This is a genomic window from Burkholderia sp. ABCPW 14, assembly GCF_001523835.1.
GTDB classification, from domain to species: domain Bacteria; phylum Pseudomonadota; class Gammaproteobacteria; order Burkholderiales; family Burkholderiaceae; genus Burkholderia; species Burkholderia mayonis.
The window spans coordinates 286,901-300,734 of the sequence record NZ_LOVS01000149.1 but is presented as its reverse complement, the minus strand read 5'-3'; the positions used below and the strand labels follow the sequence as shown (position 1 = coordinate 300,734).

14 protein-coding genes and 2 pseudogenes are annotated in these 13,834 nt (G+C 67.1%); 10 read left to right on the top strand and 6 right to left on the bottom strand.

Features of this window, described 5'->3' with window-relative positions:
• Positions 1–131: 131 nt before the first annotated feature.
• Positions 132–470, top strand: a pseudogene (locus WS62_RS24825) (GGDEF domain-containing protein); the annotation flags it as partial.
• A gap of 298 nt (positions 471–768) precedes the next feature.
• Here WS62_RS24825 and WS62_RS36915 read toward each other — a convergent pair.
• Positions 769–915: pseudogene (locus WS62_RS36915) on the bottom strand (IS256 family transposase); the annotation flags it as partial.
• A gap of 743 nt (positions 916–1,658) precedes the next feature.
• Here WS62_RS36915 and dapA point away from each other — a divergent pair.
• On the top strand, positions 1,659–2,546 hold the full coding sequence (dapA, locus tag WS62_RS24810) for a 4-hydroxy-tetrahydrodipicolinate synthase (protein WP_197422913.1): 888 nt from the start codon (positions 1,659–1,661) through the stop codon (positions 2,544–2,546).
• A 317-nt stretch (positions 2,547–2,863) separates the two neighbouring features.
• On the opposite strand, the gene WS62_RS24800 is transcribed toward dapA, so the two are convergent.
• From WS62_RS24800 to WS62_RS24790, 3 genes are read right to left on the bottom strand one after another with little or no spacing between them, the layout of a single operon-like run.
• On the bottom strand, positions 2,864–3,688 hold the full coding sequence (locus WS62_RS24800; protein WP_066576454.1) for an alpha/beta fold hydrolase: 825 nt from the start codon (positions 3,686–3,688) through the stop codon (positions 2,864–2,866).
• Between the two features lie 6 nt (positions 3,689–3,694).
• Complete coding sequence (locus WS62_RS24795) at positions 3,695–3,997, bottom strand: AzlD family protein (protein ID WP_010101218.1); 303 nt, start codon at positions 3,995–3,997, stop codon at positions 3,695–3,697.
• Complete coding sequence (locus WS62_RS24790; RefSeq protein WP_066576451.1) at positions 3,994–4,722, bottom strand: AzlC family ABC transporter permease; 729 nt, start codon at positions 4,720–4,722, stop codon at positions 3,994–3,996. Before WS62_RS24790 ends, WS62_RS24795 begins: the two co-directional genes overlap by 4 nt.
• 127 nt (positions 4,723–4,849) lie before the next feature.
• Between WS62_RS24790 and WS62_RS24785 the strand changes: the two genes are divergently transcribed.
• Together WS62_RS24785 and WS62_RS24780 are read left to right on the top strand one after the other, a co-directional pair.
• Positions 4,850–5,308, top strand: coding sequence for an Lrp/AsnC family transcriptional regulator (locus tag WS62_RS24785; RefSeq protein WP_066495751.1), 459 nt, complete (start codon positions 4,850–4,852; stop codon positions 5,306–5,308).
• Between the two features lie 115 nt (positions 5,309–5,423).
• Entirely contained in the window at positions 5,424–5,969 is a 546-nt protein-coding gene (locus tag WS62_RS24780) for a hypothetical protein (RefSeq protein ID WP_156441121.1), read from the top strand.
• Between the two features lie 109 nt (positions 5,970–6,078).
• Here the strand turns inward: WS62_RS24780 and WS62_RS24775 are convergent, their stop codons facing one another.
• Entirely contained in the window at positions 6,079–6,717 is a 639-nt protein-coding gene (locus tag WS62_RS24775) for a glutathione S-transferase family protein (RefSeq protein ID WP_066576446.1), read from the bottom strand.
• A 110-nt stretch (positions 6,718–6,827) separates the two neighbouring features.
• Between WS62_RS24775 and WS62_RS24770 the strand changes: the two genes are divergently transcribed.
• The 4 genes from WS62_RS24770 (at position 6,828) to WS62_RS24755 (ending at position 11,596) form a co-directional block, all read left to right on the top strand.
• Positions 6,828–7,805 carry a LysR substrate-binding domain-containing protein gene (locus WS62_RS24770; RefSeq protein ID WP_082721248.1) on the top strand — a complete coding sequence of 326 codons (978 nt, stop codon included), beginning with the start codon at positions 6,828–6,830 and terminating at the stop codon, positions 7,803–7,805.
• A 94-nt stretch (positions 7,806–7,899) separates the two neighbouring features.
• Complete coding sequence (locus WS62_RS24765) at positions 7,900–8,190, top strand: hypothetical protein (RefSeq protein ID WP_066576443.1); 291 nt, start codon at positions 7,900–7,902, stop codon at positions 8,188–8,190.
• A 46-nt stretch (positions 8,191–8,236) separates the two neighbouring features.
• Complete coding sequence (locus WS62_RS24760; RefSeq protein WP_066576440.1) at positions 8,237–10,354, top strand: phosphocholine-specific phospholipase C; 2,118 nt, start codon at positions 8,237–8,239, stop codon at positions 10,352–10,354.
• An 831-nt stretch (positions 10,355–11,185) separates the two neighbouring features.
• On the top strand, positions 11,186–11,596 hold the full coding sequence (locus WS62_RS24755) for an NUDIX hydrolase (RefSeq protein WP_066576538.1): 411 nt from the start codon (positions 11,186–11,188) through the stop codon (positions 11,594–11,596).
• Between the two features lie 31 nt (positions 11,597–11,627).
• Here WS62_RS24755 and WS62_RS24750 read toward each other — a convergent pair whose 3' ends face one another.
• The gene (locus tag WS62_RS24750) at positions 11,628–12,263 is read right to left on the bottom strand and encodes an RBBP9/YdeN family alpha/beta hydrolase (protein ID WP_066576438.1); all 636 of its coding nucleotides are present in this window, start codon (positions 12,261–12,263) and stop codon (positions 11,628–11,630) included.
• A gap of 149 nt (positions 12,264–12,412) precedes the next feature.
• Between WS62_RS24750 and WS62_RS24745 the strand changes: the two genes are divergently transcribed.
• Both WS62_RS24745 and WS62_RS24740 read left to right on the top strand, forming a co-directional pair.
• Positions 12,413–12,850 (top strand): VOC family protein, encoded by a 438-nt coding sequence (locus tag WS62_RS24745; RefSeq protein ID WP_066576436.1) that lies wholly within the window; start codon positions 12,413–12,415, stop codon positions 12,848–12,850.
• 4 nt (positions 12,851–12,854) lie between these two features.
• Positions 12,855–13,796: a 2-hydroxyacid dehydrogenase gene (locus WS62_RS24740; RefSeq protein WP_066576434.1), complete on the top strand. Its 942-nt coding sequence runs from the start codon at positions 12,855–12,857 to the stop codon at positions 13,794–13,796.
• Positions 13,797–13,834: the final 38 nt, after the last annotated feature.

Genomic DNA, 13,834 nt, shown 5'->3' with positions numbered 1-13,834 from the left:
CAGCACGCGAAGGCTGCTCGGCGCGTGCCGGCCAGCTTCGTTCCGGGCTGATAGGTTGGCGTCGTGGCGCATTCAGCTTCCTGTCAAACGACCAAGCACACTCGATTCGCGTTTGTGCAGAGCATCCCTAAGGCAACCAGGTCGGCGACATCGTGCTGCGCAGCTTCGTTCAGCAGTGTCTCGCCGCGATTCGCCCATCCGATCACATCGCGCGACTCGGCGGGGAAGAATTCACGGTGCTGCCGCCACGGATGTTCGCCGACGCTGCAAGCGGAATCGCCGAGCGTGTGCGGACCGCGATCGCGAACGCATCGTTCGGCATCGACGGCAAGCGCCCGCCCGTGACCGTGAGCATCGGCATACCGCAGTACGCGCGCGACGGCGATACAGTCGACGAGATCGTTCGAATTGCCGATGAGCGCCTTTATCGAGCGAAGAACGCAGGCCGAAATTGTGTTGTCGTTGCGTGATGCTGTCGGCGAAAACAGCTTCAATTGCCGCATGCCTGGCGGCGCACCCTGATCAAAAGCCCGCTGGGACATACGCTCCCGCCGCGCGGCGGCAAGAGATATGTCAGGTAAGGAGAAATCACGCCGGTCATCGGAGGTGGCCAGTGAGCGACGCGCTGGACATGAGCACGCAGCAACTGTGACGAATACCGTCAATTGCGCCGAACGTCGGCACACGGTGTTCTGTAAACGTCGCTGAAACTGCAGCGCCCCGGAACCTGTCCGCATTTTTGTGGGCGAGGCGCGGTTAAACAAATCGTTATCCGCGCGCCTGTGTGAATCGCTCGCCGAACGGGATGGCAAACTGGTTCATGACTGATTTCCAGTCGAAGGTTGCGCGCACGGACTTGGCCAGGACATTGCGCAGCGCCAGTCACAGAAGCTTGATGGCTGCCACCCCGTTTGGAAGCGGGAAGCCGGGGTCTTCAACCGGCAGCAGGAGGCCGCGCAATGCGTCCACGCTGTTCACGCAATCGGCAATCAAGGCGCTGATGGGGTCGACATGACAAAAACGAACGAGAAAGCCGACGCTTCGAGCAGCACTCCCTTTATTCCGACGCGATCGGAACTCCTGCCGCTGCCGTCGACCGAAGGTCGGCGCGTTTTGTGGATCCGCAGAGCCCGTGCGCCCGGTTCATCGCGCGAACCATTCAATAGCAAATAACGCTCGATGGCCGCACTTGCACAGCGCTCTTGAACGTCTTGAGTCCGACGATCTTCGTGTCGCCGAGTTGTATGCGCCACATCAACTCGGCGACAACGGGATGAGCCACCATCCCCCACGTCCCGCGAAACGACGAAACTACCGCGCACGACGCACGAACCGAATCGCACGAATTGCGCCGCCATGTCTCAACCTCTCGCCATCGCGCGCACGATGATGCTAAGATCGCCGCTCAGCCCATTTTTCGTTCAGCCATGTTCGTCGCAATTCATTCGCGTTCGCTGTCGCTGCCCGTCGCGCTTGCGGCGTGTGTGCGCGTGGCCGGGCTGAACCTCAAAAAACGACTCCCCGACTGACGGGGCGTCGTGTCCCGTCAGGCGATAGCCGGACGGGATGCCCGCGTGTTAACTCACCTTTCGCATACCTCGATCCGGCGCCGGCCGGCGGGACGGTTCCCACCCACCCGTTTCACCTAGAGGATGCACATGCAATCACGTTTCGAAGGTATCTGGCTTCCGATCATCACGCCGTTCCACGATGGCGAGATCGACCATCCGGCGCTCGCGCGCCTGGCGCGTCACTACGCAGCCGAAAGGATCGCGGGCTTCGTCGCCGGCGCGACGACGGGCGAAGGCGCGCTCCTGCACGCGGGCGAACAGGAAGCGATTTTCGCGACGCTGCGCGACGCCGCTCCGAATCTTCCGATCGTGCTCGGCGTGACGGCGAGCGCGACGCACGCGGCCGCCGAGCGCGCGCGCGCACTCGCGACGCTGCGCCCGGACGGGCTGCTCGCGACGCCGCCTGTCTACGTGAGGCCGTCGCAGGCCGGCGTGCAGCGGCACATCGAAGCGATCGTCGAAGCGGCGGATCTGCCCGTGCTCGTCTACAACATTCCGTATCGGACCGGCGTAAACGTCGAACTCGACACACTGCAGGCGCTCTCGCGCGATGCGCGCGTCGTCGGCGTGAAGGAATGCGGCGGGACCCTCGAGCGCATGCTGCGTCTCGTGCACGAAACGCCGCTTCGCATCTTCTCCGGCGACGACAACCAGAATTTCGCGGCGCTTTGCGCGGGCGCGCACGGCGTGATCGCGAGCGCCGCGCACGTGCTGCCCGCGTGGCACGTGCGCATCCATGCGCTCCTGCGCGAAGGCAGGCTCGACGACGCGCGACGGATCGCGGCCGCGCTGCAGCCGCTCGTCGCCGATCTGTTCGCGGAACCGAATCCTGCGCCCGTGAAAGCGCTGCTCGCCGCGCAGGGCTGGTGCGACAACGCGCTGCGGCTGCCGTTCCTGCCGGTGAGCGACGCGCTCGCGGCGCGGCTGGTCGGGCATTGGGAAGCGCTGCGGCGGAGCGAGACGGCCGAAGCCTAAGCGCGCGGACATCCGTCGATCGCCGGCGCATTCGTCATGCGGCGACGGCTCGAGTCCACCGATTCGAGCGCCGCTTCATCGTGCGACGCGCCGATTTGCCGATTTGCCGATTTGCCGATTTGCCGATTTGCCGATTTGCCGATTTGCCGATTTGCCGATTTGCCGATTTGCCGATTTGCCGATTTGCCGATCCGCCGATCCGCCGATCCGCCGATCCGCCGATCCGCCGATCCGCCGATCCGCCGATCCGCAGCCCCGCAAACGCGGCAGCCGGCCTCCGCTGGCGCTCGCCCCGGAAAGCCCAGCCGGCACGCGGCCTATTCGTCAATACCGCGTCGATTCGCGCCGATGAATCCGGCGACGCGCTCGGCCACCCAACACTCGCGCTCGCGATGCGGCACATGCCGCACGCCGGGCACGATCTCGATCTGCGCCGGTCCGCCGACCGAGCGCACGATCGTCTCGGGATGAAGGTTCGAGCCGTATTCGTCGTCGCTGCCGTGGATCGCGAGCGTCGGGCATGTCACCTGCGGCAGGACATCGTTCAGCGACCAATCGGAAAATGCGGGCGACAGCCACGTCTCGATCCACGCGTCCAGCACCCAGCGCGTCTTCTCGCCGTGATACACCCGCAGACGTTCGAACGTCTCGCGCTGCTTGAACTGCTCGCGCGCGTCGACGATGCCGGCGCGCGTCCTGTCTTCGACGAACGCCTGGGCGGATTCGGTGATCAACGCTTCGCACGCCGACGGATACGCCGCCGCGCAATGCACCGCCATGCCGCCGCCGGCGCTATGGCCGAACGCGACGAAACGATCGAATCCGAGCTGATCGCGCAGCATCGGGAAGAACCGCCGGGCCTCGTCGCGAACGAAGTCGGCGTCGAGCGCGTCCGTGCGGGGATCGGACTGCCCGAAGCCGAGGCGATCGTAGGCGATCACCCGCCGCCCCGTGCATTCGGCCAGCGCGTTTGGAAACGTCCGCCACAGGTGAACGCAGCCGAGCGAATCGTGAAGCAGGACGATGGGCGGCAGGCTGTCGGGCGCGTCCGCATGATGCGGCGCGGGCCAGCACCGCACGAACAAGCGCCCCCTTCCGGTGTCGACCCAGCAGTCTTTCGTCGCGTTTCGGCGGTTGTCCATGTTCCGTTACTGACCGAGCAGATGCCGCAACAAGCCGGTCGACACGACGCCGATGATCACGGTCGGCAGAATCGACAGGCGGGTGGCCGCGAGCAGCGTAATCGCCAGCGCGAGCAAATTGGCCGGCTTGTCCGAGACGAACGCCGGCGCGATCACCGACACCAGCACGCATCCCGGCACATTTTCCATCACCGACAGCATGCGCGGGCTCAGCGTGCGATTGCGCAGCACGACGTAGCCGAGAATCCGGCTCAGGTAAGTGGACGAGGCCATCAGCACGATCGTCAGCAGCGTCGATACATCGATCATGACGGCTCTCCCCAGGCGACGGCGGCGACGAGGCCGGCGAGCGCGCCCGCCGCGACGTACCAGGCGCCCGGCACGAGCAGATAAGTCGCCGCCGCGACGACAAGGCTGACGAGCCACGGACGGCACGCGCGCGCGCCTTTCCACATGCCCCGGAGCAGCACGAGGAAAACCGCGGTGAACGCCATGTCGAAGCCGTATTGCTCGACGTCGCCGATCGTCGGCCCCAATGCCGCGCCGAGCGCGGTGCACACGATCCACGTGAGATACAGCCCGGCCGACACGCCCAGGTAGTACGGAAAGCTGATGCGGCTGCGCGATTGCCGCCGCGCGTCGGCGAGCGCCATCGCCCAGCTCTCGTCGCACATGAAGAAGAGCGCCGGAAAGGTCCGCTTGCGCGACAGGTGCCGGAGATACGGCGCGAACGCCACGCCCATCAGGATGTGCCGGCAGTTCACCAGAAACGACATCGCGACGATGAGCAGGATGTGCGGCGGCGACGTCCATAGCCGGATCGCGGTGAATTCGGAGCCGCCGCCGAAATTCAGGCCGGTCATCAGCGGCACTTCGACGACGCTCAAGCCTTTTTGCGTCGCCTGCGCGCCCAGCACGAGCGCGAACGGAACGAAGCCGAGCATCACGGGCAGCGATGCGCGCAAACCGCGCCAGGCTTCGGATTTTGCGGCGGATTCCTCGGAAATGACGGTTGACGTCGGCAAACTGTTCATTAACACCTCCTTCGAGGGGCAATATTGTCTGCCAAATTCGATGAAATCGGGTTGCGTTGTTGCTATATTCCGGTGTTGAATTGGTACGAACAGCCTGTTTTTTGAACCTTCCTGGAATCAGATTCCAATGAAACTCGACGCCATCGATCGACGCATCCTGCAAGCCCTGCAACGCGACGGCCGGCTGCAGAACGTCGAGCTCGCGAAAGAGGTCGGCCTGTCGCCTTCGCCGTGCCTCAGACGAGTCCGGCTGCTCGAAGAGGCCGGCGTGATCGAACGGTACGTCGCGGTGCTCAATCCGGCGAAGGTCGGCAAGGGGTTGACCGTGTTCACGCGCGTCTGGCTGAAAGAGCAGGACGCCGACACGGTCGATCACTTCGCCGAAGCGGTCCGGCAACTGCCGCAGGTCGCCGAGTGCCACCTGATGGCGGGCGACTGCGATTTCCTGCTGCGAGTCGTCGCCGCCGACATCGACGACTACCGGCAATTCCAGATGCATCATCTGACGCGGATCAAGGGCGTGCAGAGCGTGAAGACCGAGATTCCGCTGCAGAAGGTGAAGTTGACTTCGGAGGTGCCGGTTTGACCATGCAAACGCCCGCGGAAGGCCAACTGGAAATGGGCCGGCCGCGCACCAACGGGCTCCGACGTCGCCGTCGTCGTCGTTCGGGCGTCATCGGACATGACATCGAGCCGTCACAATGGAGCATCAAATCAGATCCGCTTGTCTTCCGCTGCTGAGCACGCCGCTGCTGGCGGCCTGCGTCAGTTCGAACGGAGAACGCCCGAGTGCCCCTTCCACGGAGGCCCGTGTGCGCGTGTATTGGGGAGCGGTCGTCCATTTTCACTTCGACACCCCGTGTGTTCCTCGCGAAGGCCTTCTCGGCTATTCGGTAAACGGCATGCTCGCGTCGAAGCCCGGACTGACCAGCTTGGCGAACAAGACCGTCGGCATGCCGGTGCCGCCCGACGCCGCCCGTTATTGCCACGAGTACATCGTCGCCGCCGACCGGCCACTGGCCGTCAGCGCCCGGATTTCGCGTCGGATCTTGCGAGGCGCGACGACGTATATCGAAACGCCGCCGCGCGGAGCGGGCACGTTCACGCCGAAGCCCGGGCAGGATGACGAAGTCTTCGCCGAAGGCGACGTCGGTCCCGCGCGCATCCGGGTGCGGCAGTTGCATGAGGACGCCAACGGCATATCGACCTCGCCGGTCACGGTCGCGGCGGCTCCGCCTTGCCCATGAAACGCCGCCGTCGTCGGCCCGGCACCGGCACCATCGTGCGCGCGCACGATTGAGCACATCGACAAGCGAATTCGGGCCGACGACGGCGCGCCTGCACCGCTGAGCGCCGTCACTGCCGCTCCCGCTCCAACGCCCGCTTCGCCGCGTCACGCCCCGCGACCCGCGCCGCGTGCGCACCCCATGCTTCGCAGCGGTTCATATCAAGCCCGACCGCGCGCCCCCATCGATACAGCACGAGCAAGAACGGATCGACGATCGAATACCCGCCCGGCTCGGCCCATTGCCGCCCGTCGCGCAGCGCCGCCTCGATCTCGCCGTTCGCCGCTTCGATCACGCGCCGGCCATGCGCGGAGATCGCCGGATGAACCGACGCATCGTCGATGAACCGTCCCGGCCGCCACAGCGCGCCGTATCCGACGCCATGCACCCATCCGACGAGCCACGCGAGCCACTCGTGACACCGCGCTTCACGCAACGGGTCGTCGATCGGCAGCAGACCCGCTTCCGGATGCTTGCGCGCGAGATACGTGAGAATCGCGGGCGTCTCGGTCAGCACGCGCGTCTCGCCGGGAATCGCGAGTGCGGGCACGCGCGCCTTCGGATTGATCGCGAGATAGCGCTCGCCGAGATGCTCGCGGCGCGATACGCGCACCGGCTCGGTGTCGAACGGCGCGCCGGTTTCTTCGAGCGCGATGTGCGCGGCGAGCGAGCACGCGTCCGGCGAATAGTAGAGTCGATAAGCGCCCATGGTTCCCGTCCTCCTCCATCGAATGACAATGACGGCAAGTGTAGGAACCGGCCAGGCACACGGCAAACGATGAATTGTCGTGCTCAGGCATGAGTGCTACTAATACCCGGATGACACGACCCCGCATCCCTCCGTTGCAGACGCTGCGCGCATTCGAAGCCGCCGTGCGGCTGCAGAGCTTCACGCGCGCAGCCGACGAGCTCGCGCTCACGCAAGGCGCCGTCAGCCAGCACGTGCGTGCGCTCGAAGCGCAGCTCGGCCGTCCGCTCTTCACGCGCGAGCGCAACGGCGCAGCGCCGACGCAAGCCGCGCACGCGCTCGCGCTGCAAGTGCGGCAAGGCCTGAGCGTGCTCGCGCGCGCATTCGACGCGACACGCGCGCCCCGCATCGCCCGCGCGGCGAGCACGACGCTGCACGTGAGCGTGCTGCCGAGTTTCGCGACGCGCTGGCTCGCGCCGCGTCTGCCGCGTTTTCGCGCCGCGCATCCGGCGATCGACGTCACGCTTCATCCTGACGTCGCGCTCGCGCCGCTCAACAAGCGCAGCCGCATCGACGTCGCATTGCGTTACGGCCCCGGCACGTGGCCCGGCGTCGTCGCGGAAAAGCTGATGAACGAGGCGGTGTTTCCGGTCGCGAGCCCGACCTATCGAAACCGCGACGGCGTTGCGCCGCGCGAGGCCATCGATCTCGCACGCTCGACGCTGCTGCGTCATCCCGCGCAGCCGTGGGAGCCGTGGTTTCAGGCGGCGCGGCTCGATCTCGTCGAATCGCGCCGCGCGCCGCAATTCGACGATGCCGAAGCGCTGATCGAAGCCGTGCTGAAAGGCCGTGGCGTCGCGCTCGCGCGCCGCTCGCTGATCGCGCCGGAGCTCGCGTCGGGCGCGCTCGTGCGCGTGTCGAAGGTAAGCATCGCCGACGTGTACGCTCACTATCTGGTCTGGCGGCCCGGACATCCGAAGGAGCGCGCGATCGCCGCGTGGCTCGACTGGCTGCGCGACGAGGTGCGCCGCAAGACGCCGCGCCGCAAGCTCGCCGCCGACGTGCCGCCTGCCCACCGCCGGCAGCCGACCGAAAGCAAATCGTCATAATATGGCCGTCGCAAACGGTTCACGTAACCGACGCATCGTTTCCTCAAACTAGCGGACGTCCAAGACACGCGATTGATTCTCAGGAGACACCCCGATGCGCCAGCGTCTCGCCGCCCTCGTCGCCGCACTTTGCGTCGTGCCGCTCGTCGCCGCGTGCGGCGACGATGTGTCTCACGCTCGCGCGGAGACGAACGCCGACGCGCAAACGGCGTCGCTGCCGGACGCCGCCGCCCAATCGTTCAACGGCGGCGCCATGACCAGCCACACCGCGCCGGCGAGTGCGCCGCTCGCGACGCCCGTGGTCCACTACCCGCCCGAAGACGAAGCCGACGACGCATCCGGCGCGACGGCGGCATCCGCGCATCCCGCATCGAATCCCGGCTGATCGCGTTGCGCCGCGCCCGCTTCCCCGCAGAGCCAAAGGTGAAAACATGACGTCAGAAAGCCGCCGCCGTTTCCTGCAGACCGTTGCGCAATCCGCGAGCGCCGCCGCCGCGCTCACCGTGTTCCCCGAATCGATCCGCCGCGCGCTCGCGATCCCCGCCGCGTCGCGCACGGGCACGATCCGCGATGTCGAGCACATCGTCGTGTTCATGCAGGAAAACCGCTCGTTCGACCATTACTTCGGACACCTGCGCGGCGTGCGCGGCTACAACGACCGCTTCCCGATCGCACTGCCGAACGGCAAACCGGTCTGGTATCAACCGTCGAAGGCGAATCCGTCGAGACCCGTGCTGCCGTTTCGCCTCAACACGCTGACGACGAGCGCGCAATGCATCGGCGACCTCGATCACTCGTGGTACAAGACGCACGCGGCGATCGACGGCGGCCGCTACGATCAGTGGCCCGCGAACAAGACCGACATGACGATGGGCTATCACGTGCGCGAGGACATCCCGTTCCACTACGCGCTCGCCGATGCGTTCACCGTCTGCGACAACTACTTCTGCTCGCTGCCCGGCCCGACGCATCCGAACCGCTCGTATCTGATGACGGGCACCGTCGACCCGACCGGCAAATACGGCGGCCCGCTCCTCGACAACAACGACTACGTCGACGGCGACGTGCCGCCGAAGTACGACCTGCTCACGTGGACGACGTATCCCGAGCGTCTCGAAGCGAACGGCATCTCGTGGCAGATCTACCAGCAAGGCACGACAGGCAGCGATCCGCTGAACGGCAACTACGGGACGAACGTCCTGCAGAACTTCGCGAACTTCATCAACGCGAAGCCGGGCTCGTCGCTGTATCAGCGCGCGCAGGCGGTGCGCACGCTCGACGACCTGAAGGCCGACGTGCTCGCGAACAGGCTGCCGCAAGTGTCGTGGCTGCTGCCGCCCGCCGCGTTCTCCGAGCATCCGAAGTACACGCCCGCTTACGGCGCGAACTACACATCGCAGATCCTCGACGCGCTGACGTCGAACCCCGACGTATGGCGCAAGACCGTGCTCTTCATCATGTACGACGAGAACGACGGCTTCTTCGATCACGTCGTGCCGCCGCAGCCGGCGACGACGCGCGCGCAGGGCCTGTCCACCGTCGCCGTCGACGGCGAGATCCACAACGTCGTGAATCCGGGCCGCGGCGGCAGCTACACCGCCGACGGCCTGCCATACGGCCTCGGCCCGCGCGTGCCGATGACGGTCGTGTCGCCGTGGACGAAGGGCGGCTTCGTCTGCTCGCAGGTGTTCGACCACACATCGGTGATCCGCTTCATCGCCGCGCGCTTCGGGATCGACGAGCCGAACATCACGCCGTGGCGCCGCGCCGTGTGCGGCGATCTCACGTCCGCGTTCGACTTCCGCACGCCGGACGCGACGCTGCCGCCGCTGCCCGACACGAGCAACTATCGGTCGATCGCCGATCGGCTTTGCTCGACGAAGCCCGCGCCGACCGTGCCCGCCGCGCCGAGCCCCGTCGATCCGCAGGAGCCCGGCGTGCGCCCGGCGCGCGCGCTGCCGTACGAGCTGCACGTGAACGCGTCGGTGCGCGGCGGCACGCACTTGCGGATCGAGTTCGCGAATCGCGGCGAGCAAGGCGCGCACTTCTATGTGTACGCGTCGAACCGCAGCGACGGCCCGTGGCGCTATACGGTCGGCGCGCATCGTTCGCTGCACGACGCGTTCGATCTCGGCGCGACGAACGGCGCATATGCGTTCTCGGTGTACGGCCCGAACGGCTTCGCGCGCGTGTTCGAAGGCGTCGCCGCAGCCGAGGGCCAGGGCCGGCACGCCGCCGCGCATCCGGAAGTGAAGGCGGGCTACGACATCGCGAACGGCAACCTGTATCTGAAGCTGCAGAATCACGGCGGCCAGAGCGTGCCGCTGACGCTGACCGACAACGCGTACGGCGCGCAGTCGCGTCAGATCACGCTGCGCGGCGGCGACGAGCGGATCGAGCAATGGGCGCTCGCGCTGAGCCACCACTGGTACGACGTGACGGTGTCGGACGGCGCGACGGGCACGTTCCTGCGCCGCTTCGCGGGCCACGTCGAGAACGGCAAGACGAGCTACTCCGATCCGGCGGCGGTCGCGCCCGTCACGGCCTGAAGGTGCGCGAGCGACGGCGTGCGTGATGAGCGCCGTCGCTCGATCGACGGGGTTCGATGCGGAAAGAAAGGCGCGCGACGGCGAGCGTCGAAATGAAACTCGGATGCGCGTTGCGTGCGCCGACATCGTTTCAGAAGACATCACGTGACGCACATCGCACGCCAAGGATCGGACGCCGTTCCGATTCTTGGGGGGTTTTTCATGGTGAGATGTCGCGACGATTTGCGGCTCGATTTCGTCGAGCATCGCGCGTCACGATAAATCGGCCGCGAACGCGCGCAAGAAACGTCGCCGCACAACCAACGCACGCGCTCCACTCGCCACGCGCCATTGCAATGCGCGGATAGCGCTTCGTTCATCCAGGTCTTTTCTCGGCCGCGCATCGCGGCAAATTCTCGCCTGGCGTTGCTGCGAGTCGCGCGTCACGACATGTCGACGCATCAAGCACCGCGCAACATTAGCGCGCAGCAATGCTTCGCTCACGCTTCGCGCCAATCGATCCCGCGCACGGTCGAACTGGGTCGACGCGCATCGACCGCGATACGATATCGCGCGGCATGCGCCGCACCGCGACACGACACGACACGACGAACCCGCGCCCGCGAGTTCGAGCGTATCGCTTCGCTTGCAACGCCGCCGCGGCAAAAACCACGAGTCTTCGCAGCACGGCGCGCGCTGCCGGCAACCGCGAATCACCGGCAGCGGTCGCGACGCCGCCTCTGCGGCACAGCGATCGCCGAGGCGATCGCCCGACGGCATCCGCCGCCGCGCCGCGCGGCGCCACACGACGGCCGCACGCAAAACCATCGCCACCGCATTCACGAGGACCTCATGCAACACACCGAACAACCCCGCGTCGGCTGCGGCGCCGCCATCGTCCGCGACGGCCGGATTCTGCTGATCAAGCGCAAGCGCGCGCCCGAAGCGGGCTGCTGGGGCTTGCCGGGCGGCAAGGTCGACTGGCTCGAGCCCGTCGAGCGCGCGGTGTGCCGGGAAATCGAAGAGGAGCTGGCGATCGCGCTCGAACGCGTCACGCTGCTGTGCATCGTCGATCACATCGACGCCGCCAATCGAGAGCACTGGGTCGCGCCCGTCTATCTCGCGCGCGCGTTCGCGGGCGAGCCTCGCATCGTCGAGCCGGACAAGCACGACGCATTCGGCTGGTTCGCGCTGAGCGATCTGCCGCAGCCGCTCACGCACGCGACGCGCGTCGCCGTCGAGCAGTTCGTCCGGACGGCCTGAAGCGCCGAACTCGGCGATTGCGGCAAGCGCATCAGGCCGCCGTCACGAGCACATCGCGCGCGATCGCGCCGACTGCCGGCAAATCGTCGCGAAACCGCAGCGGCGCCGCGCAATGCACGAGCGTATCGACGAGATATTTCGCGCGCGGCCACGGCCCGTAGCCCGCCGCGGTGTTGATGTGCCCGGCGTCGCCGAGATTGACGAACGCGCTGCCGAGCCGGTGCGCAAGCTCGCGCGCGTCGGCGAGCGTCATCCACGGATCGCTTTCGCTGCCGATCACGATCGACGGCACGGCCAGGCGGTGCGGATCGAAGGCGCCCGCGAAGGCGAACTTGCGCGGATTCGCCGGCGCGACGAACAGCACGCCGACGACGTCCGCCGCCGGCGCGTCCGCGACCGATGCGTGCCGCGCGAGCGCATGCGCGGCCGCGAGACAGCCGAAGCTGTGCGCGGCGAGCACGAACGGCCCGCGCTCGCGCGCGAGCAGATCGCGCACTGTCTGCGCCCAGCGCGCGAGATGCGGCGCATCCCAGTCGTCCTGCTCGACGCGCAGCGCGCGCGCGAACTGTCTCTCGAGCCAGGTCTGCCAGTGCGCGCCTTCGCTGCCGTGCAGACCGGGCACCGTGACGAGCCGCGGCGGCCACGTCGATTTGCTGCATGAGCGCATGTGTCCCTCGCGAAGCTAGGAGCTTGGCGTCGATTGTCACGTGCGCGCCGCGCGCGGCGAACCAATTTTTTGTGCTTTGCATTTCCGCGCGTGGCGACGCAAAGCGCGGCGAAACCGTAGAATGAGGGCTTCATTTGAGGAGACGATGCATGTCCGCCACGCCGCACGGCGCGTTGCGCCCGTTTCATCTCGCGTTTCCGGTCACGAGCCTCGAGCGCGCGCGCCGCTTCTACAGCGGCCTGCTCGGCTGCCCGGAAGGCCGCAGCTCCGATCGCTGGGTCGATTTCGATTTCTTCGGACACCAGCTCGTCGCGCACCTCGCGCCCGACGAGACGGGCCGCCCGGCCGTCAACCCGGTGGACGGCGACGACGTGCCGGTGCGCCATTTCGGCGTCGTATTGTCGATGAACGAGTGGCACGCGCTCGCCGACAAGCTGAAGGCGGCCGGCACGGCCTTCGTGATCGAGCCGCACATCCGCTTCAAGGGCGAGGTCGGCGAACAGGCGACGATGTTCTTCTTCGATCCGTGCGGCAACGCGCTGGAATTCAAGGCATTCGCCGACATCGGTCAATTGTTCGCGAAGTAGACGCATGCGAATTCTGCTTTATACGCCGCATCAGGACGCGCAAGACTGGAAGCGCGACATCGAGCGCGCGCTGCCCGGCGCGCAATTGCGCGCGTGGACGCCCGGCGACGACGCGCCCGCCGACTACGCGCTCGTCTGGCGCGCGCCGCGTGCGTTCTTCGCGCCGCGCGCGGATCTGAAGGCCGTGTTCAATCTCGGCGCGGGCGTCGACGCGGTGCTCGCGCTCGAACGCGCGCATCCGGGCATGGCGCCGCGCGACGTGCCGCTCGTGCGCCTCGAGGACGCCGGGATGGCGCGGCAGATGGTCGAATACACGACGCACGCGGCGCTGCGCTATCTGCGCCGCTTCGACGAATACGCGCTGTTGCAGCGCGAGCGCCGCTGGCGGGTGCTCGAGCCGCATCCGCGCGACACGTTCGTCGTCGGCGTGCTGGGGCTCGGCGCGTTGGGCGCCGAAGTCGCGCACGCGCTCGCGGCGCTCGGGCTGCCGGTGCGCGGCTACAGCCGCGCGGCGAAGACGCTCGACGGCATCGCGACGTTCGCGGGCGCCGCGCAGCTCGACGCGTTCCTCGACGGCGTGAAGCTGCTCGTGAACCTGCTGCCGAGCACGGCCGACACCGACGGCATCCTGAACGCACGCGCGTTCTCGAAGCTCGCGCACGGCGCGTATCTCGTGAACATTGCGCGCGGCGCGCATCTCGTCGAAGCGGATTTGCTCGACGCGCTCTCGAGCGGCCGCATCGCAGCGGCGACGCTCGACGTGTTCGCGACCGAGCCGCTGCCTGAAGATCACCCGTTCTGGCGCGAGCCGCGGATCGCGATCACGCCGCACTGCTCGGCGGATACGCTGCGCGCCGAAGCGGTCGAGCAGATCGCCGCGAAGATCGGCGCGCTCGAGCGCGGCGAGCCGATCGGCGGCGTCGTCGACCGCGCGCTCGGCTACTGACCGCGGCCCGCGAACACGCGCGCAGGGAAATCCCAAGC

Excerpts from the sequence above, each read along its gene's own strand:
- dapA (WP_197422913.1), top strand. The coding sequence starts at position 1,659 with ATGCAATCACGTTTCGAAGGTATCTGGCTTCCGATCATCACGCCGTTC.
- WS62_RS24800 (WP_066576454.1), bottom strand. The coding sequence starts at position 3,688 with ATGGACAACCGCCGAAACGCGACGAAAGACTGCTGGGTCGACACCGGA.
- WS62_RS24795 (WP_010101218.1), bottom strand. The coding sequence starts at position 3,997 with ATGATCGATGTATCGACGCTGCTGACGATCGTGCTGATGGCCTCGTCC.
- WS62_RS24790 (WP_066576451.1), bottom strand. The coding sequence starts at position 4,722 with ATGAACAGTTTGCCGACGTCAACCGTCATTTCCGAGGAATCCGCCGCA.
- WS62_RS24785 (WP_066495751.1), top strand. The coding sequence starts at position 4,850 with ATGAAACTCGACGCCATCGATCGACGCATCCTGCAAGCCCTGCAACGC.
- WS62_RS24780 (WP_156441121.1), top strand. The coding sequence starts at position 5,424 with ATGGAGCATCAAATCAGATCCGCTTGTCTTCCGCTGCTGAGCACGCCG.
- WS62_RS24775 (WP_066576446.1), bottom strand. The coding sequence starts at position 6,717 with ATGGGCGCTTATCGACTCTACTATTCGCCGGACGCGTGCTCGCTCGCC.
- WS62_RS24770 (WP_082721248.1), top strand. The coding sequence starts at position 6,828 with ATGACACGACCCCGCATCCCTCCGTTGCAGACGCTGCGCGCATTCGAA.
- WS62_RS24765 (WP_066576443.1), top strand. The coding sequence starts at position 7,900 with ATGCGCCAGCGTCTCGCCGCCCTCGTCGCCGCACTTTGCGTCGTGCCG.
- WS62_RS24760 (WP_066576440.1), top strand. The coding sequence starts at position 8,237 with ATGACGTCAGAAAGCCGCCGCCGTTTCCTGCAGACCGTTGCGCAATCC.
- WS62_RS24755 (WP_066576538.1), top strand. The coding sequence starts at position 11,186 with ATGCAACACACCGAACAACCCCGCGTCGGCTGCGGCGCCGCCATCGTC.
- WS62_RS24750 (WP_066576438.1), bottom strand. The coding sequence starts at position 12,263 with ATGCGCTCATGCAGCAAATCGACGTGGCCGCCGCGGCTCGTCACGGTG.
- WS62_RS24745 (WP_066576436.1), top strand. The coding sequence starts at position 12,413 with ATGTCCGCCACGCCGCACGGCGCGTTGCGCCCGTTTCATCTCGCGTTT.
- WS62_RS24740 (WP_066576434.1), top strand. The coding sequence starts at position 12,855 with ATGCGAATTCTGCTTTATACGCCGCATCAGGACGCGCAAGACTGGAAG.